The organism is Bradyrhizobium sp. CIAT3101, from assembly GCF_029714945.1.
Taxonomy (GTDB): Bacteria; Pseudomonadota; Alphaproteobacteria; order Rhizobiales; family Xanthobacteraceae; genus Bradyrhizobium.
The window spans coordinates 6222023-6239739 of the sequence record NZ_CP121634.1 but is presented as its reverse complement, the minus strand read 5'-3'; the positions used below and the strand labels follow the sequence as shown (position 1 = coordinate 6239739).

Below are 17717 nucleotides of genomic sequence, written 5' to 3'. Positions count from 1 at the left end.
GAAGAACTTTGCTGTCTACATTGGCTTCATAGAACGAATCCTTCGCGGCTTTGCACCGCAACACGCTCGATCCGACAGCCCGAGATGAACCAGTTCGCACGGCAGAGCAGCCAGTCTGCCGACATCCAGACATTGCCCGACGATATCGCCGAGGAACTGACCCGCCTTCCGGGCGAGGTCATCAGCGTCAGTGACGCGCCTTCCCTCGCACCCCCGGTCCCGCTGTCGCAGGACGAGGTCAGGACCATCGTCCTCAGCCTGATGCTGACGATGTTTTTGGCCGCGCTCGACCAGACCATCGTCGCCACTGCGCTGCCGACCATCGGGCGCCAGTTCCGCGATGTCTCGAACCTGTCCTGGGTCATCACCGCCTATCTGCTCGCCTCGACCGCGGTTGCACCGGTGTTCGGGACGCTGAGCGACATCTACGGCCGCAAGGCCATGATCATCGTGTCGTTGAGCCTCTTCATTGCGGGCTCGGTGCTATGCGCGATCGCGCCGAGCATGCCGATGCTGATCCTGGCGCGCGGCCTGCAGGGACTCGGCGGCGGCGGCATCATGCCTGTCGTGCAGACCGTGATCTCCGACGTGGTGTCGCCGCGCGAGCGCGGCCAGTACCAGGCTTATTTCTCCAGCGTCTGGATGGTCGGCGGCATTTTGGGCCCCGTCATCGGCGGCGTGTTCGCCGAGCATCTGCACTGGTCGATGATCTTCTGGATCAATCTGCCGCTCGCAGCCGCAGCGCTCGCGTTGCTGCTGCCGAAGATGAAGAAGATCCCGGTGTTCCACCGCAAGCGCAAGGTCGACTGGCTCGGCGGCGTGCTGCTGATGGCCTCCGCCGTCGTCTTCATGCTGGTGCTGACCTGGGGCGGCACGCGCTATCCTTGGCTCTCGCCGACCGTGTTGTCGATGGTGGGCGGCGCCGTTGCGCTCGCGGTCACCTTCGTCTGGCACGCGCGCCGCTCGGACGAGCCGTTCCTGCCGTTGAAGTTGCTGACGGGATCCGTCGCACCGTTCGCACTGACCGCCGGCGGTTGCGGCCTCGGGGCCATCACCGGCCTCACCGTCCAGCTGCCGCTCTACTACGAGTCGGTCTATCATCTCAGCGCCAGCGAGGCTGGCCTTGCGCTGATCCCGCTCGCTGCGGTTTCTACCTGTGGCGCGGCGATCGCCGGCCGCACCATGGCGCGCGCCAAGCACTACAAGCGCGTCGCCATCATCGGCACCTCCTGGGCTGCGATCTGCGCGCTCGGCCTCACGGTCACCACGCTGCCGCTGTGGGGACTGCTGACGCTGATGGCCGCGTTTGCGCTCGGTCTCGGCACGACCTTCCCGGTCTGTGTGGTCTCGCTGCAGAATTCGGTGGCCCGTCCGCAGGTCGGCACCATCACCGGCGCGATGAACTTCTTCCGCTCGCTGATGTCCTCGTTCACGGTCGCCGCGTTTGCCGCGATCCTCTTGATCGCGCTCGGCGCCGACATTCCGCTTGCCGGCGAGCATCACGCCGCAGGCAGCATCCCCGCGATCCCCAGCGAAGACATGCGGCACGCGTTCCGTTACGTCTTTGCGGCCGCGACCGCGTTGATGACGACCGCCGCGCTCTGCCTGATCATGATGGAGGAGCGGCCGCTGGCCGGGCCCTCGACGGCGCAACCCGTCGAGATGGCGGAGTAGGGCGCTTTATCCGCCGCGGTCGGTATCGTCGTCAGGTGCCCGTCGTGCTCGCGCAGCAAGATGGCTCTTGAGCTGCGCCAGCGCCTCGGCCGACCAATCATTGACATCGGTGACCGCGACCCAGGCGTCGATGTAATGCTCGGGCGCATAGACATGGCCAAAGCCCATCGGCGCGTTGGTCGCGACCGCCATGTCGAGCGCGAGCTGCAGCATCGTGACGATGGGATACCATCGCAGCTCCGGTGACACGTCGGGCCCGCGCGGCGCACTCATCCAGGCCGGGGCCTGATAGGCGTCGCGATAGGCGAAGAACGTGATCGCGTCGCTGGCATATTGCAGATAGACGACCCGCATCGGTCCCCACGGTGTGTCCGGAGGTACCGTCGGCCCGTTCTGGTTCATGAAGCGCACGAAGCGGCTGTCGCGGAATTCCGGCAGCCACGCCGGCGAGCCCGGATTGCGGTTGTCGGTGATCGAGCGCCAGATGCGGCTTTCGAACGGCGCACCGCTCCACAGCGCGCCGGCAATGGGATCGCCGATGGTCTCGAACAACTCGGCGGATTTCTCCGAGTTGAGCGCGCCAAGGCTCAGCCCATGCAAATACAGCTTCGGCCGCTTGTCCCTCGGCAGCGTCGTCCAGTAGCCGTAGATCTCCGCAAACAGGGCGCGCGCGGCTTCCGCGCCGTATTCGGGCTGAAACAGCAGCGACAGCGGGCTGTTGAGATAGGAATACTGCATCGCGACGCTGGCGACGTCGCCGTGATGGAGATATTCCACCGTATCCATCGCGGCCGGATCGATCCAGCCCGTGCCGGTCGGCGTGATGACGACCAGGAGTTTGCGCTCGAAACCGTGCTGGCGTTTGAGCTCGTCGAGTGCAAGCCTGGCGCGCGCCTGCGCCGTTTCGCGGGCTGCGAGGCCCACATAGACGCGCACGGGCTCCTGCGCGGCGCGTCCGGTGATGGCGCTGACCTCGGCTGCGGTCGGGCCTGAGGCAATGAAGCGGCGCCCCATGCGCCCGAGCTCCTTCCACTTCACCAGCGATGCCGGGCTTCCGGTCCGATCGGATGCCGTCGGTTGCGGGCGTTCGGGCTCGAACAGAATATCGAGCTCGCGGAACGAAGAATCGAGCACGTTGAACGCCGTACGGATCAGGACATTGCTGGCGATCGACCAGAACAGCAGGCCTGCGACGAGCACGCCAATGACATTCGCGACTTTCCGCGGAATGACGCGCCGCGTGCCCGCAGCAAGGAGGCGGGCGACCAGTGCAAACAGCCGCCCCAGCACCAGCAGCACCACGAACGTGATCAGGGCGACGATGCAGACCTTGAGCGGATGCGCGGTCTCGACCGGCTCCATCTTCATGACAGTGCGGATCGCGTTCTGCCATGCGGTTGTGCGCCAGAGTGCTGCGATCACGATGAGCAGGCAGCCGGCCGCGACAAGTGCATTCGCAGCAGATCTTGCGCGCGGCGAGGGCTCGGGCAGCTCGAGATAGTGCCACAGCCGGCGCCACAGCACGCCGGCGAGATAGCCGATCGCAAAACAGCCTCCGGCCAGCGCCCCCTGCGTGAGATAGCTGCGCGGGATCAGCGTCGGGGTCAGCGCGGCCGCGAAGAACACCGCGCCCAGCATGAGGCCGATGCCGGACAGCGAAAGCAATTGCCGCTGAATGAACCGCGCGAGACCAGTCAAGTTATCTCCCGAACGATGCTATCCCTTGTTGTCCGCAAAACCGCTGTTCCGCGGCAGCAAGATCGTGAACTCCGTGAACTGGCCCGGCTCCGTCGCGACGTCGATCGTGCCGCCGTGCTGCTTCACCACGATGTCGTGGCTCATCGACAGTCCGAGGCCGGTGCCTTCGCCGGCCGGCTTTGTGGTGAAGAACGGATTGAACATCTTTGCCTTCACGTCGTCGGGAATGCCGATGCCGTTGTCGCGGATGCGGATCTCGACGGCGTCGCCGCGGTCGCGGGTCGTGGCGGTCACGACCGGCTCGAAAGTGCCTGCTCCGCTCCCTGCCTGGCGCTTTGCCACCGCGTAGAACCCGTTCGAGATCAAGTTCAGCAGCACCCGTGAGATCTCCTGCGGAAACAGATTTGCGGAGCCTGCCGCCGGATCGAGCTCGCGCCTCAGCGTCACGTCGAACTGCGGCTTCTCGGCGCGCGCGCCGTGATAGGCGAGGTTGAGGGTCTCCTCGACCAGCGCGTTGATATCACTCAAGCCGTACTCGCCGCCGCCTTCGCGCGAATGCAGCAGCATGTTCTTGACGATGGAATCGGCGCGCTTGCCGTGCTGCACGACCTTCTGCAGATTGTCCTTCAGCATCGACGTCAGCTCGTCGACCTCGTTGCGGACATCGTCGCCGAGCGAAGCGGGTGTCAGCACCTCGTTCAGCTCCTCGGTCAGTTCGGCCGAGAGCGCGGCGAAATTGTTGACGAAGTTGAGTGGGTTCTTGATCTCGTGCGCGATTCCGGCGGTGAGCTGGCCGAGCGAGGCGAGCTTCTCGGTCTGGATCAACCGGTCTTGCGCCGCGCGCAAATCGTCGAGCGATTTCGCAAGGTCGCGCGTGCGGTCCTGCACCTCGTCGAAGAGGCGCACATTCTCGATCGCGATGACGGCTTGGTCGGCGAAGCTTGTAACGAGTTCGATCTGCTTTTCGCTGAACGGCCGGATTGCGCGACGTGCGAGAACAATTGCGCCTACCGTGCTGCCTTCGCGCAGCAAGGGCACACCGAGGAAGCTACGCGGATTGCCGCTCAGTTCCTGGCCTTCAAAGAAGTAGTCGGGATCTTCCAGCACGTCGGTGACATGGACCACTTTGTCGCCGAGCAAAGTCCGGCCCGTGATGGTGCGCCTATCTGGCCGGACCGGGAGATCCCTTACATATTCGACGAACTTGGCTGGGAAGCCGTAGGAGCCTGCCCGGAAATAGGTACTGCCGGACTTGCGGGTAATCGCCGCCACATCGGCTTCGCATAGGCGCGCCGCCGATTCGACCAGCGTATCGAGCACGGCCTGCAAGTCGAACGCCGAGCGGCTGATGACCTTGAGCACGTCGGCAGTCGCCGTCTGCTGTTGCAGCGACTCGGTCAAATTCTCGGTGCGCTGACGCAATTCGCTGAGCAGCCGTGCGTTCTCGATGGCGATCACGGCCTGCGCCGCGAACTGGCTTAGCAAGGCGATCTGCTTCCGCGAGAAGGGCCGGTTCTCCTGCCTGAAGATCATGACGTTGCCGACCACGCGCTCGTCCTGAAGCAACGGCACCGCGAGCAGGCAGCGCGCGCCGCCGAGATCGACCAACGCCCGGCGGTTCGGTTCTCCGCTGCGATAGGCGTCCGACTCCACAAGGTCGACCATTTCGACGAACGGTTCGCCCCTCAATAGGCGCGCGGGCGCGGTGGCCGGACCATAGTTGAGGGGCGCCTTGCGCCGGAATTCATCATAGGCGGGGGGCAAGCCGTAAGTGGCGGCTGTGTGGAACTGCGTGCCATCGTAGGTATTGAGCACACCGAAATTGGCACCGCAGAGCTGCATTGCCTTGCCGAGCATCGCCTCGAATACCGGCGCGAGATTGCCATTCGATCGGCTGATGACGCTGAGCACCTCCGATGTCGCGGTCTGCTGCTCCAGGGATTCGGTGAGCTCGCGCGTGCGGTCCTGCACCTCGTTGAACAACCGTGTGTTCTCGATCGCGATCACGGCCTGGTCGGCAAAGGTCTTGAGCAGGCTGATTGCCTTGTCGGGGAAATGACCGGCCTCGCGCCGCGTCACGCCGATGGTGCCGATCGCAACGCCGTCGCGCAGCATCGGAATCACGAGGATGCTGCGATAGCCGCGCGTCCGCGCCAGCTCCCGCATCGCTTCCGTCAGGTCTTCCTCGTTCTGCATGTCGCTGCGGAACGCGTACGCGCCGCTGGTCGCCACGCGGCTGTGAATGCCCGACGATAACAGCGGCGCCGGGAACGTGCTGAGCAGCTCCGCATTGCCGGCTTCATTGTCTGTCGTGAACGCCGCCAGATGCAGCATGCCATCGATCACGCGGGTGACGGTGGAGGAATGTCCGCCGACCAGCGCCTTGGCGCTATCTGAGATCGCCTGGAACACCGGCGTGACATCGGCGGGCGAGGCCGCAATCACCTTGAGGATGTCGGCGGTCGCCGTCTGCCGTTCCAGCGCTTCCCTGGTGGCGTTGAACAGGCTGACATTCTTGACCGCGATCACGGCCTGGTCGGCGAAGGTCTGCAGCAGACGGACATGATGCTCGGCGAACGTGCCGGTCGTGCGCCGCGTGGCGATGATGACGCCCTTGGCTTCGCCCTCGCTCATCAGCGGCGTGAACAGCATGCTGCGGAAGCCGCGGGCGCGGGCGATGTCACGCGCCGCGGGCTCGAGCTCGGTGTCGGGCAACTGCGCCGATTGGCCATTGGCGACGAGCTGGTAGGCCGGGAACTGGGCGAACGGCACCGGGAACGAGGCCTGCAGCACGCGGTCGCCGGCGGGATCGCCCGGCGTAAAGGCTGCAAGATGCGCCGCGCCGTCGACATAGCGCAGCACGGCGGTGGAGAAGCCGCCGATCAGCCGGTTGGCATTGGCGGCGATGGCATCGAACACCGGCTGCACGTCGGAGGGCGAAGCTGCCATCACCCTCAAAATGTCGGCTGTGGCAGTCTGGCGTTCCAGCGTCTCGCGCGTCTCGTTGAACAGTCGCGCGTTCTCGATCGCGATCACCGCCTGGTCGGCAAAGGTCTGGAGCAGCTCCACGAGGTCGGGTGCGAATGCGCCCGTCTCCGTGCGCGTGACGCTGATCATGCCGACCGCCGCACCGCGATTCATCAGCGGCATGAACAGCACGCTGCGAAAGCCGCGCAGCCGCGCCAGATCGCGGTTCAACTGCGGCACGTGACTGGCCTCGCAGTCGGGAAACTGGATCGTCTCGCCGCCGCGAACCAGCGCAAAGGTCGGAAAATCCTCGATCCGCCGCGGAAACGACGCCTTCAGCCCTTCGTCCCCTTCCGGGCTCGTCGGCGTAAACGCCACGAGGTGCAGCTCATCGCCGATGAACTGGAGCACGGTGGCGGAGAAGCCGCCGAGCAGGCGTTTTGAGCTGGACGCGATCGCCGCAAAGACCGGCCGGGCATCGGAAGGCGAGGCCGCGATGGTGCGCAGGATCTCGGCGCTGGCGTTTTGCCGATCGCGCAGCCGCGCGTTCTCGGCCGCGGCGGACTGCAATTGCCGCTTGAGCTCGTCGATCCCGGCAGCATCGTTGGAAAGGGTGGTCATTCGCATTCCGGCTCAATGCCGCGACAGGCGCGGCACCGTTCCGGATTATCACATCTCCTGCGGCCGGAGCCAGCGCCCGCGGCGTTGCGATTGTCTCACGTGCCGGGCCGCGAGACCTCGGTTTCCTTGCTGGTGATGAACTCCAGCAGCACGGGGATGCCTTCCTTGGTCTTCTGGATGCCGCGCTTGATCGAGGGGATGATGTCCTCCGGCTTGGTCACGCGTTCGCCGTAGCCGCCGAAGGCGCGGGCCATCGCGGCATAGTCGCCGGAAATGTCGGTCGAGCGATATTTCTCGGTCGAGATCGGCATCACCTTCAACTCGATCGCCATCGAGAAATTGTTGAGCAGGATCGACATGATCGGAATGCGCTCGCGCACCGCGGTCTCGAAATCCATGCCCGTGAAACCGATGGCCGCATCGCCCCAGACATTGATGCAGAGCTTGTCGGGCTTGGCGAGCTTGGCCCCCATCGCGAGCCCAAGGCCGTAACCGAGCTGCGTCGTCTTGCCCCAGCCGAGATAGGAGAGGGGTGTCACTGCTTTCCAGAACGGCGAGAGCTGGTCGCGCGGGCTGCCGGCGTCATGGGTGATGATGGTGTTGTCGATGTCGACGGCGTGTTGAAGGTCCCACAGCACGCGATAGGGGTTGAGTGGCGCATCATTGCTGGTGAGCTTCGGCATCCACTTCGCCAGCCATTCCTTGTGCGAGGCCGCGATCTCGGCCGCGACCGCCGAGGCATCGCGATCGGTCGTGACGGTCTTGCCGATCTCCTCCAGCAGCGCGTCGAGCACGAGGCCGGCGTCGCCGACCAGGCCGATCTTCGCCTCGACGTCCTTGTTGAGATGATTGGGATCGAGCGTCGAATGGATGATGGTCTTGCCCTTCGGCATTGCGATGCCGAAACTGGTCTCGGTGAAAGAGCAGCCGATGCCGAAGATGACGTCGGCTTCAGCGAGGAACTTCGGCACGGCGCGCGGCACGGCAAGCCCGCCGGAGCCGAGCGAGAGCGGATGCGTCTCCGGGAATGAGGATTTGCCGCCGAGGCTGGTGGTGACGGGAATAGCGAGCCGTTCCGCAAGCCGCTTCAACTGCGGCCACGCCTGGGCGTAATGCACGCCCTGGCCGGCATAGATCACGGGACGCTTGGCGTTGACGAGCAGGCTTGCTGCTTCCTTCACATGCACGGGGTCGGCGCCATAGCGGGTGCGCAGCACCGGCGTGTAGTTCAGCGGTTCCGGCACCTCCTCGTTCCACATGTCGGCGGGAATCTCGACGATCACCGGCCCGCCGCGGCCGTTCTTCAATTTGGTGAAGGCGCGCCGGAAAATGTTGGCGACCTCCGCGGCGAGGATGATCGGCTCGGACGATTTCGAGAACGGCTTCATCGCCTCGCTGGAATTGAAGTTCGGCTCGATATGCGCAAGCCTGCGCTGATAGCCCATCGGCAGCACCAGCACCGGAACGGATTCGCCAAAGCACTGCGCAACGCCGCCCATCGCGTTCTCTGCGCCCGGTCCATGCTGCATGCAGAACGCGCCGACCGTGCGTCCCGATGTGACGCGCGAGATCGCGTCCGCCATGTGCACCCCGACGCGTTCCTGGCGCACCATCACGGGGCGGATCTCGGCCTTCGCCGCGTGCTCGATCAGATGGTTGACGGGATAACCGCAGAGGATCTCGATCCCCTCGCGCCGCATGATTTCCGCAATGGCGGTGCCGAGCTTCATGGCGTCTCTCTCCTCAGGCAGAGGCCGGTTGGTCCGGCCGATTAAGGAGAGAGGATCAGGAAATGGCGGGAGGGTAAAGCGTGAGCAAGTGACAGTCAGCTATGCAGCGAACTCTCGTAGCCCGGATGGAGCGCAGCGCAATCCGGGACAACTGTACCCGTTGGCCCAGCTCCCGGATTTCGCTGCGCTCCATCCGGGCTACTGGCTTGCCAACCTTCCTATTTGCAGTTTTTGCAGATGGTCAGCTTTCGCTTCAATGCATCGTCGTCTTGATCGATCAATGATTGCGCGTCGAGATTGCCTGTATCGCGATTGGAGCCCTTTGCCGCGCGTGACCTCGCAGGCGGCGCCAGCTGGCTCGGTGCGTCATTGTCGTCGGTGCTGGCGCTGAAGCCGTCGTAGTCGGCGGCTGGGTTCGGCATCGAGGCCGGCCCGCCGATCACGGGTGGCGAGGGCTCTCCGCCGGCCGGCGGAGGTCTATGGTTCGTGACCAAGGCCGGTTCGCCCTTGGGCCTGGTGTTTTTGGCGCTCGCATGCGGTGGCGATGTATTGGGCGGAGTGAGCGAAACCGGCGGCGAGGACGACGTCTGTCCTTGCGCGCTGTCGTGGAACCAGACGCCGGCCAGGATGAGGCCGAGAGCCAAGAGCGTCGTGCGTCTCATCGGCATCCTTCAAATAGCTCGGGTTCAATGATCGACAGGATGGCTTTTCGCGCCACGCCATCAAGAATATCAGCACTCACATGATCGTCAAAATTGACGGAAATGGGGTGCCAGTCCTGGCTTTTCCCTTTTCTCGAAAGGGGCGAAAGCTGTCGCGAGAGTGCGAAGGCGGGTGTCTAAATGGGAATGTAAGGTTGCAGGATGGGTAGAGCACTTGCGAAACCCATCATGTTTCAGCGCGCAGGAAGCTTTAATGGGTTTCGCTTCGCCCTACCCATCCTACGGCATCGCGAATCCTTCTCGCTTCGTCATTGCGAATGCAGCGAAGCAATCCGGAATCTCTCCACGGAAAGACTCTCGATTGCTTCGCTTCGCTCGCAACGACGATGGGGCAGCCTTACTTCGTGGCCGCGCTGATCGAGTTGAACTTGTTGCTGAGGAGGGCGCTGCCCGTGTTGGTCACGACGGTGACGATGGCGAGCGCGATGCCGGCGGCGATCAGGCCGTATTCGATTGCGGTGGCGGCATTCTCATCGGCAAGAAAAGACCTGAGCAAAATCATCGCCAACTCCTCATCATCCGGTCCAATGTAGGCGCGCGGCGTTATCAAACTGGTAAAATGATCGACGGGCATTTGCGCGCGTCAAATAGGCAAGGCTCGGCCGAACCCTGCCAGCTGTGTCTTAACGTAACAGCCGTTAAACGAAGGTTTCATTATCCAATTCAAATGAATGGAAGCCGGGCCGCGTCAACCCGTGGTGGTGCAGCCCGACGAATCCTTGCGGGCGCGTCCCAGCACGGCCGCGAGACGGCCGACCAGATAGCCCACCACATGCGGCTGCAGGCGCGCCGCACCGTCGGCGACGCGCTCGTCCTCGGTCGTGTCATTCACGATGCCGATGTAGTTCTTTCTGGCGTCCTGCTGCGGCACGAAGCTGCGAACCCTGGCTCGTTCGATCGCCGGACCATGGTGCGCGCAAGGGGAATCGGAGGTTAATTTTGGCTTCCGTAGGAATACTCAGTGCGACACGATGACATGATCAGGCGAAAGGGACCGCGCCGCTTAAGGGATTGTTGAGGCTGTTCGTCAACCGATCGGCAAGCATGTTGATTGCGGCTCATCCACGGCGGCCGTCCGCGTTCAACGCCCGCAGCATCCCGACGCGTGCGAACATCAGCCAGCCGCCGCCGGTCTCCGCCGCGTTGATCAGCATCTCGATCGCGGTCTGCCAGCGCGGCTCCTGCTGCTCGGCTTCGGGAAGCTGCATGATGAAATCGGCGGCTTCCTGCAGCGTGCGCAGCCGGCCTCCGCCGCGCACGTCAATCGGATCGTCGAACGGCGTCGACCAGGGCACGTCAGGCTGCCCGATCGGTGAGGGGAGGCGTCACGGCGCGATCGGTGATGCGAGGTCGTCAGCCGGCCTTCTTCGTCCGTGTGGTCGCGCGCACCGGCCTGTCGGCCTTTTTCGGCGCGGCTTCCTTGGCGGCTGCATCCTTGACGCCCTTGCCCGAGATCGGCAGCAGCATCTCGCGCTGGCCCTCGACGCGCTTCTTCGGCTTCTTGGCCTTGGCGGTTTCCTTGGCGGTTTCCTTGACCGTCTCCTTGGCGACCTTCGCTGCGGGCGTCGCGTCCTTTTCGCTGGCGAGGCTCTTCTTCAGCGCGTCCATCAGATTGATGACGTTGCCGCCGTTCTTCGGTGTCGCCTTCGCTGCGATCGGCGCGCCCGAGCGCTTCTTGTTGATGAGGTCGATCAGCGCGGTCTCGTAATGGTCCTCGAACAGTTCCGGCTCGAATGCGCCGGACTTCTTCTCGACGATGTGCTTGGCGAGGTCGAGCATGTCCTTCGTCAGCTTGACGTCCTGGATGTCGTCGAAATATTCGCTCTCGCTGCGCACCTCATAGGGGTAGCGTAGCAGCGTGCCCATCAACCCGCTCTCGAGCGGCTCGAGCGCGATGATGTGCTCGCGATTGGTCAGCACCACGCGGCCGATCGCGACCTTGTCCATGCTGCGGATGGTCTCGCGGATCACCGCAAAGGCGTCGTGGCCGACCTTGCCGTCCGGCACGAGGTAATAGGGGCGGATCAGATAGCGGCTGTCGATGTCGGTCCTCGGGACGAACTCGTCGATCTCGATCGTATGGGTCGAGTCCAGCGCAATGTCGTCGAGCTCGTCCTTGGTGACCTCGATGTAGGTGTCGGTGTCGACCTTGTAGCCCTTGACGATGTCCTCGGAGGTCACCTCGTCACCGGTCTCGGCGTCGACCTTCAGATATTTGATCCGGTGGCCGGTCTTGCGGTTGATCTGGTTGAACGAGACCTTCTCGGTATCCGAGGTGGCCGGATACAGCGCGACCGGGCAGGTCACGAGCGAGAGACGCAGAAAACCCTTCCAATTGGCGCGGGGGGCCATGGGCTACTCCAAACGCAACGGGGACAGACTTATGAGGATACCATCGGGGAACACCGAATCATACACGGCTCAGGTCGGATTCTTGCAACTGCGTTAACCAGTCGCTGACCACCGCGGTTCGGCCCGGTCCCTTGGCAAAAAGCCGGAACATCAAATCGGATCGGGCGTTGGCTTCGGACACAGGGCCGTGCTGACGTCGCGGTCATCGGAGGCGACATCCAGAGATTGAGGTCACCATGGCAACCACGCGCGAGCACCGTCAGATCGTCGAAACTGCGACCGAGGCACGCCAGGGCGAACCTGGCCCGTCGGTGGCCGCGCTGCTCGCCATCTCGACCGGGCTTGCAATCCTGATTCTCGCGGTCGTCTGGTTCGTGTTCTTTCGGACCTGACGGAGGGCTTACAGGAAGGGCGGACCTTCCGACTCAGCCGCTAACGCGGCACATTGCGCCCGCCATGCCACAGGTCTCGTCCGGTGGCCTGGCGGGCGCAGTCGCGTCGGGCGTGGACACATCGTATATGACCAAAAAGTAACGCCGGCGGTTCCCCGCGTTCATACTCAGTTCACGCCGGAATTGCTCATCTCTGGCGATCGATCGTGCAGCCTATTCCTGGAGAGAAGCGTGCGCCTGCTTGTTGTTGAGGACGACCCCGATCTCAATCGCCAGCTCACCAAGGCGCTGACGGACGCCGGCTATGTCGTCGACCGCGCCTTTGACGGAGAGGAGGGGCATTATCTCGGCGATAACGAGCCGTATGACGCCGTTGTGCTCGATATCGGCCTGCCCAAGAAGGACGGCATCTCGGTGCTGGAAGCCTGGCGCCGCAACGGCCGCACCATGCCGGTCCTGATCCTCACCGCGCGCGACCGCTGGAGCGACAAGGTCCAGGGCTTTGATGCCGGCGCCGACGATTATGTCGCCAAGCCGTTCCATCTGGAGGAGGTGCTGGCGCGGATCCGTGCGCTGCTGCGGCGCTCCACCGGCCATGCCCAGAGCGAGCTCAGCTGCGGCCCGGTCACGCTCGACACCCGCACCGGCCGGGTCAGCGTCTCCGGCAATCCGGTCAAGATGACCTCGCACGAATATCGGCTTCTGGCCTACCTGATGCACCATTCGGGGCGCGTCGTGTCGCGCACGGAGCTGGTCGAGCATCTCTACGACCAGGATTTCGACCGCGACTCCAACACGATCGAAGTCTTCGTCGGCCGCATCCGCAAGAAGCTCGACGTCGACATCATCCAGACCGTCCGTGGCCTTGGTTATCTCCTGACCCCGCCGGCCGCAGGGGCTTGACGGGCGCCCCGGCACGGGCCTTGGTCCGGTCATGACCGCCGAAGCCATGCCGCCACCTCGCGCCTCCGGGATCATTCCGATGCCCGCCAGCTCGCTTGCCAACCGACTGTTCCTGTCGGCGACCGCCTGGCTCGTGGTGATCCTGGCCATCACCGGCGTCGTGCTGTCGTCGGTCTACAAGAACGCCACCGAGCGTGCCTTCGACCGCCGGCTGAACCTCTATCTCCGTACCCTGATCGCCGAGGTCGCCACCCCCGACGAGCCGCCGGACCGGCAGTTCCAGTCGCTCGGCGAGCCCCTGTTCGAGCTGCCGCTGTCCGGCTGGTACTGGCAGATCACGCGCACCGACACCGAGAAGCCGGAGGTACGGTCCTCGCGCTCGCTCTGGGACAAGAAGCTGCCGAAGCTGGAGGATCAAGGCACCGAGCTCACCGCGGCCGGCATTCGCCTCGCTTATGTCGACGGGCCCGAAGGCCAGAATCTGCGCATGGTCGAGCGTCCCGTCGATCTCGGCGCCGACGGCAAATATCTCGTCAGCGTCGCCGGCGACGACACCGAGATTTTCGACGAGACGCGCAGCTTCGACTACTATCTCGGCGGCACCTTCACCGCGCTCGGCATCGTGCTGCTGCTGACGACGGTGTTCCAGGTCCGCTTCGGCCTCGCGCCGCTCAAGCGCATTTCCGAATCCATCGCCGACATCCGCTCGGGGCGGGCGGAGCGGCTGGAGGGCGAATTCCCGGTCGAGATCGCGCCGCTCGCACGCGAGACCAACGCACTGATCGACGCCAACAGAGAGATCGTCGAGCGCGCCCGCACCCATGTCGGCAACCTTGCCCACGCGATCAAGACGCCGCTGTCGGTGATCGTCAACGAGGCCGGAACGCACGCCGCCGATCCGTTCGCGGCCAAGGTGATGGAGCAGGCGGACGTGATGCGCAGCCAGCTCGCCCATCATCTGGAGCGCGCCCGCATCGCGGCCCGCGTCTCGATCGTCGGCACGGTGACGGAGGTTGCCCCCGCCATCGAAGCGTTGCGGCGGACCATGGAGAAGATCTATCGCGGCCGCGGCATTGCCGTGGAGGCCAAGGCCGATCCGTCGGCGAAATTCCGCGGCGAGCGGCAGGATCTGGAGGAAATGGTCGGCAATCTCGTCGACAATGCCTGCAAATGGGCAGCCTCGCGCGTCTTCATCGAGGTGGTGGTGGAGGCGCCGACCGAGGCCGGGGCAGGCCCCCGGCTGCGGCTCATCGTCGATGACGACGGGCGCGGCCTCTCGGAGGCCGAACGCGCCCAGGTGTCCCGGCGGGGCCAGCGGCTCGACGAGTCCAAGCCGGGCTCCGGGCTCGGGCTGTCGATCGTGACCGACCTTGCCGCGCTCTATGGTGGCAGCCTCTCGCTCGGCAGCGCGCCGATCGGGGGCCTGCGGGCCGAGCTGGTGCTGCCGGGAATATAATCCTCTGATCTCAAACGATTATTTGGGCTTTCGGGCGAAACCGGGCGTATTCGGAGCGACTTCCTCAACGGCTTCTTAAGGCGCTCCCACCTATGATCGTGCAGGACCCATCCTACGTCCGCCATTTTACCGTGCATTACCCGGGCGCATGAGCCAGACATCGATCGAGCGGCTGAGGGAATATCTCGCGCAGCTCCCGCCGCAGGCGCAGGCGCTGCTGATGCGGGAGTTCGAGCGCGCGCTCGAGCGCGGCCAGGACACCGCTGTGGCGACCCTGGTGCTCGAGCAGCTGCGCAAGATCGTGCGCAAGACCGAGGCCGACGAGGCTCCGCCGCCGCGCACCGACGATCTGTCGCGACTGCTGTTCCAGGTGCTGGAACCGTTCCTGGTGGAGAACGGCGCCCCGACCCGGGTCGGCCAGATCCGCCGCTCCTCGCTGCCTCCGATCTGGCAATGGCTCGGCCGCGACGGTGCTCCGGACAAGGTCAACGAATTCGAGGCGGCGCTGGCGCGCATGCCGGCGACGGACAGTTCCGGGCAGGTCGAGGCGCTCGCGCTGAAGCTCCAGGCGGTGGCGGCAGATGCCATCTTCGAGCTGACGGGGCCGGGTGGTGGCGACAAGTCGCGCGCGCTCGCCCGCGTCGGTCCGCCGAATGTGATCGAGGATCTCTATTCGATCGGCGCGGTGCTCGCCGTTCGCGAGGCGCTCGGCACGCTCAATGAAAAGCTGCCGCGCTTCCTGCGCGCATTCGGCGATCCCCAGATCACCTCGGTGACCGCCGCGCTCAACATTCCCGTGCTCCAGACCCCGCAGATGCTGCCATTCGCGCTGTCGGTGGTGGTCCAGCGCATGACCGCGCCGTGGCAGATCATTCGTCTCGCCATCAAGATCGCCGCGTCCGATGACGAGATCCGCGTCGCCGCGACGCCCTACGGCGTGGCGGTCACGATGGCCCTGCACGATCTGGCCCGCGTTGCCGCCAATTTGCGCATGGACATCAAGCGCGGCCATTTCGAGACCGTCGCCGACAATCTGAAGGCGCTGCATGACGGCGTCCGCGGCCTGCGCACCGAACTCGACCTGCGCAACGATTCAGCCTGGGGCAAGCAGCTGACCTCGATCCGGGCCGACATCTCCAATGCGTTGCAATCGGAGATCGACAGCGTTCCCGGCCGCGTCCGCCGCATCCTGCGCCAGCGCGCGGAGAAGGACATTCCGCCGGGTGCACGGATCGACAGTACCGAGGTCGAGGAAACCGTGGCGCTGATCGATTTCGTCGCAACCTGCCGCAACTATGCCAGCGAGCTCGCGATCAACGAGGTGACGCTGCGCACCTATTCCGACCTGCAGCAATATGTGGAACGGTCGACCGAGCAGCTGGTGCAATCGCTGCGCGCCGCCGATCACAAGGTCCGCACCTACCGGCAGCAGCAGGTGCAGGCGGCGATCCGCTTCTGCCAGGTGCTGTTCGGCGACGATTACGCCTCGCTCATGAGCCGCGCCGCGGAGAATGCGGCGACGGGCGAACGCAAATCGACCCGCGCAAGCTGATTCAAGCGCATCTTTTCGTGATCACAATTTGTGGTTGACGCTGCCGGTGGCGAGCCCTACGGTCGCCGCGCAAGCTTCTGGAATTTCTATCTGTGGGCGCATGAAACCCATTATCAGCTCCATCGAAATCGAAAACCGCGTCATTGTTGCCAAATATCAACGGCTGATGGTCGGCGCGAAGGTGGTGCTGGTCGAGAAGGCAAGCGGTCGGCAGCTGACCGAGACCGTCACCAGGGTTGCATCGCCCGTTCCCGTCGGGGCGTTGCGGATCAGATTGCCTGAAGCAATCGTGCCGGGAACATACTTCCTGAAGGCCTTCAACGGGCACGGCGAGGACGCCGCTCAAAGCGCGGACTTCGAGATCGGCTAAGCCGTTGGATTGTCACCATTTCGGGACTGTGTGCGCTCGCGCCAAATTGACAATTGTCAATTGCCGCATCGTCCGGCCGTGGTGTAAAGCCAGCTACAGGCGCGGCTCGCGCGCTGCCGGAAGCTTGCCTGATGACGCTATGGTTCGTGTTCGCGCTGATGACGGTCGCGGCGATATTCGCCGTGCTCTGGCCGCTCGGCCGTGGCGCGCGTCCTGACAATCAAGGCAGCGAGGTCGCGGTCTACAAGGATCAGCTGGCCGAGATCGAGCGTGATCTCGCCGCAGGCCTGATTGCGCGGCCTGAAGCCGAGGCGGCGCGCGTCGAGATCAGCCGCAGGCTGCTTGCCGCCGCCGGCACCGAGTCTGCGCTCGTGCCGACGTCCAGCCTGAAATGGCGCCGCGCGGCCGCCGTGCTGGCGCTGGTCGGCCTGCCTTTGGTGGCGGCCGCGATCTACATTCCGCTCGGCTCGCCCGCGCTTCGCGACTTCCCGCTGGCGCAACGGGAGCGTGGCGCCGGGTCCGGCATGGCGCAGTCGCTCGAGAACCTCGTCGTGCAGGTCCAGCAACACCTGGAAAAGAATCCGACCGATGGCCGCGGCTGGAACGTGCTCGCGCCGGTGCTGGAACGGCTTGGCCGCTTCGACGAGGCCGTGCGCGCCTATCGCAGCTCGATCGCCTATAACGGCGAGAGCGCGGAGCGCCGCTCCGATCTCGGCGAGGCGATCACGGCCGCTGCCAGCGGCGTGGTGACGGCGGAAGCCAAGACCGAGTTCGAGCGCGCGCATGCGCTCAACGCCGACGATCCCAAGGCGAACTACTTCCTCGGGCTCGCCGCCGAACAGGACGGCCGCAAGGATGACGCCGCCAATATCTGGCGCGCGCTGCTGGCGAAAGCACCCGCGGATGCGCCGTGGCGGCCATTGGTGCAGACCTCGCTCGCGCGGGTCGGTGGTGGCGGCGTGACGATGCCGGCGCTGTCCGACGAGACCATCGCTGCGTCCAAGGAGATGAACGACGGCGATCGCAACGCGATGATCCGCGGCATGGTCGAACGTCTCGCCACGCGCCTCAAGCAGAACGGCGACGATGTCGAGGGGTGGCTGCGTCTGGTGCGCGCCTATCTGGTGATGGGTGATCGCGACAAGGCGCTAGGAGCCTCGACCGATGCCCGTCAGGCGGTCGCCAGGGATTCCGAGCGGTTGCGCCAGCTCAACGAAGGCCTCAAGACTCTCGGGCTCGACGGATGACAGTCGCAGCACGAGACGAGCGGAGAACGGATA

General features: G+C 64.7%; 15 protein-coding genes. 7 read left to right on the top strand and 8 right to left on the bottom strand.

From position 1 onward, the window contains the following. Nucleotides 1-84: 84 nt before the first annotated feature. Complete coding sequence (locus tag QA645_RS29460) at nucleotides 85-1674, top strand: MDR family MFS transporter (protein WP_254130202.1); 1590 nt, start codon at nucleotides 85-87, stop codon at nucleotides 1672-1674. 6 nt (nucleotides 1675-1680) lie between these two features. Here the strand turns inward: QA645_RS29460 and QA645_RS29455 are convergent, their stop codons facing one another. From QA645_RS29455 to QA645_RS29420, 8 genes are all read right to left on the bottom strand, one after another. Next, entirely contained in the window at nucleotides 1681-3312 is a 1632-nt protein-coding gene (locus QA645_RS29455; RefSeq protein WP_283053399.1) for an alpha/beta-hydrolase family protein, read from the bottom strand. 78 nt (nucleotides 3313-3390) lie between these two features. Continuing rightward, nucleotides 3391-6960, bottom strand: a complete 3570-nt coding sequence (locus tag QA645_RS29450) for a GAF domain-containing protein (protein WP_283044901.1) — start codon at nucleotides 6958-6960, stop codon at nucleotides 3391-3393. 95 nt (nucleotides 6961-7055) lie between these two features. Continuing rightward, nucleotides 7056-8690 carry a thiamine pyrophosphate-requiring protein gene (locus tag QA645_RS29445; protein ID WP_283044900.1) on the bottom strand — a complete coding sequence of 545 codons (1635 nt, stop codon included), beginning with the start codon at nucleotides 8688-8690 and terminating at the stop codon, nucleotides 7056-7058. A gap of 218 nt (nucleotides 8691-8908) precedes the next feature. Continuing rightward, the gene (locus QA645_RS29440) at nucleotides 8909-9352 is read right to left on the bottom strand and encodes a hypothetical protein (protein ID WP_283044899.1); all 444 of its coding nucleotides are present in this window, start codon (nucleotides 9350-9352) and stop codon (nucleotides 8909-8911) included. A gap of 397 nt (nucleotides 9353-9749) precedes the next feature. Continuing rightward, nucleotides 9750-9914: a Flp family type IVb pilin gene (locus QA645_RS29435; protein ID WP_254135341.1), complete on the bottom strand. Its 165-nt coding sequence runs from the start codon at nucleotides 9912-9914 to the stop codon at nucleotides 9750-9752. 186 nt (nucleotides 9915-10100) lie between these two features. Next, nucleotides 10101-10283, bottom strand: coding sequence for a hypothetical protein (locus QA645_RS29430; protein ID WP_283044898.1), 183 nt, complete (start codon nucleotides 10281-10283; stop codon nucleotides 10101-10103). A 187-nt stretch (nucleotides 10284-10470) separates the two neighbouring features. Then, nucleotides 10471-10707 (bottom strand): hypothetical protein, encoded by a 237-nt coding sequence (locus tag QA645_RS29425; RefSeq protein ID WP_283044897.1) that lies wholly within the window; start codon nucleotides 10705-10707, stop codon nucleotides 10471-10473. A 58-nt stretch (nucleotides 10708-10765) separates the two neighbouring features. Continuing rightward, on the bottom strand, nucleotides 10766-11764 hold the full coding sequence (locus tag QA645_RS29420; RefSeq protein ID WP_283044896.1) for a Ku protein: 999 nt from the start codon (nucleotides 11762-11764) through the stop codon (nucleotides 10766-10768). Nucleotides 11765-12000: 236 nt separating this feature from the next. Here QA645_RS29420 and QA645_RS29415 point away from each other — a divergent pair, with 236 nt between their 5' ends. The 6 genes from QA645_RS29415 to ccmI all read left to right on the top strand — a co-directional run bounded on the left by QA645_RS29415 (nucleotide 12001) and on the right by ccmI (nucleotide 17684). Beyond that, entirely contained in the window at nucleotides 12001-12156 is a 156-nt protein-coding gene (locus QA645_RS29415) for a hypothetical protein (protein ID WP_254130209.1), read from the top strand. Between the two features lie 231 nt (nucleotides 12157-12387). Continuing rightward, a complete protein-coding gene (locus tag QA645_RS29410; protein WP_212300418.1) occupies nucleotides 12388-13059 on the top strand; it encodes a response regulator transcription factor in 672 nt (223 codons plus the stop codon). A gap of 79 nt (nucleotides 13060-13138) precedes the next feature. Further along, the gene (locus QA645_RS29405) at nucleotides 13139-14515 is read left to right on the top strand and encodes a sensor histidine kinase (protein ID WP_283044895.1); all 1377 of its coding nucleotides are present in this window, start codon (nucleotides 13139-13141) and stop codon (nucleotides 14513-14515) included. Nucleotides 14516-14663: 148 nt separating this feature from the next. Then, nucleotides 14664-16067, top strand: coding sequence for a hypothetical protein (locus QA645_RS29400; RefSeq protein WP_283044894.1), 1404 nt, complete (start codon nucleotides 14664-14666; stop codon nucleotides 16065-16067). A gap of 100 nt (nucleotides 16068-16167) precedes the next feature. Continuing rightward, entirely contained in the window at nucleotides 16168-16437 is a 270-nt protein-coding gene (locus QA645_RS29395; protein ID WP_254135342.1) for a hypothetical protein, read from the top strand. Between the two features lie 131 nt (nucleotides 16438-16568). After that, nucleotides 16569-17684, top strand: coding sequence for a c-type cytochrome biogenesis protein CcmI (ccmI, locus tag QA645_RS29390; RefSeq protein WP_283044893.1), 1116 nt, complete (start codon nucleotides 16569-16571; stop codon nucleotides 17682-17684). Nucleotides 17685-17717 lie beyond the last annotated feature (33 nt).

What these genes read in the sequence shown, in the direction of transcription:
- QA645_RS29460 (WP_254130202.1), top strand. Translation starts at nt 85, where the DNA reads ATGAACCAGTTCGCACGGCAGAGCAGCCAGTCTGCCGACATCCAGACA.
- QA645_RS29455 (WP_283053399.1), bottom strand. Translation starts at nt 3,312, where the DNA reads ATGCTGGGCGCGGTGTTCTTCGCGGCCGCGCTGACCCCGACGCTGATC.
- QA645_RS29450 (WP_283044901.1), bottom strand. Translation starts at nt 6,960, where the DNA reads ATGACCACCCTTTCCAACGATGCTGCCGGGATCGACGAGCTCAAGCGG.
- QA645_RS29445 (WP_283044900.1), bottom strand. Translation starts at nt 8,690, where the DNA reads ATGAAGCTCGGCACCGCCATTGCGGAAATCATGCGGCGCGAGGGGATC.
- QA645_RS29440 (WP_283044899.1), bottom strand. Translation starts at nt 9,352, where the DNA reads ATGAGACGCACGACGCTCTTGGCTCTCGGCCTCATCCTGGCCGGCGTC.
- QA645_RS29435 (WP_254135341.1), bottom strand. Translation starts at nt 9,914, where the DNA reads ATGATTTTGCTCAGGTCTTTTCTTGCCGATGAGAATGCCGCCACCGCA.
- QA645_RS29420 (WP_283044896.1), bottom strand. Translation starts at nt 11,764, where the DNA reads ATGGCCCCCCGCGCCAATTGGAAGGGTTTTCTGCGTCTCTCGCTCGTG.
- QA645_RS29415 (WP_254130209.1), top strand. Translation starts at nt 12,001, where the DNA reads ATGGCAACCACGCGCGAGCACCGTCAGATCGTCGAAACTGCGACCGAG.
- QA645_RS29405 (WP_283044895.1), top strand. Translation starts at nt 13,139, where the DNA reads ATGCCCGCCAGCTCGCTTGCCAACCGACTGTTCCTGTCGGCGACCGCC.
- QA645_RS29400 (WP_283044894.1), top strand. Translation starts at nt 14,664, where the DNA reads ATGAGCCAGACATCGATCGAGCGGCTGAGGGAATATCTCGCGCAGCTC.
- QA645_RS29395 (WP_254135342.1), top strand. Translation starts at nt 16,168, where the DNA reads ATGAAACCCATTATCAGCTCCATCGAAATCGAAAACCGCGTCATTGTT.
- ccmI (WP_283044893.1), top strand. Translation starts at nt 16,569, where the DNA reads ATGACGCTATGGTTCGTGTTCGCGCTGATGACGGTCGCGGCGATATTC.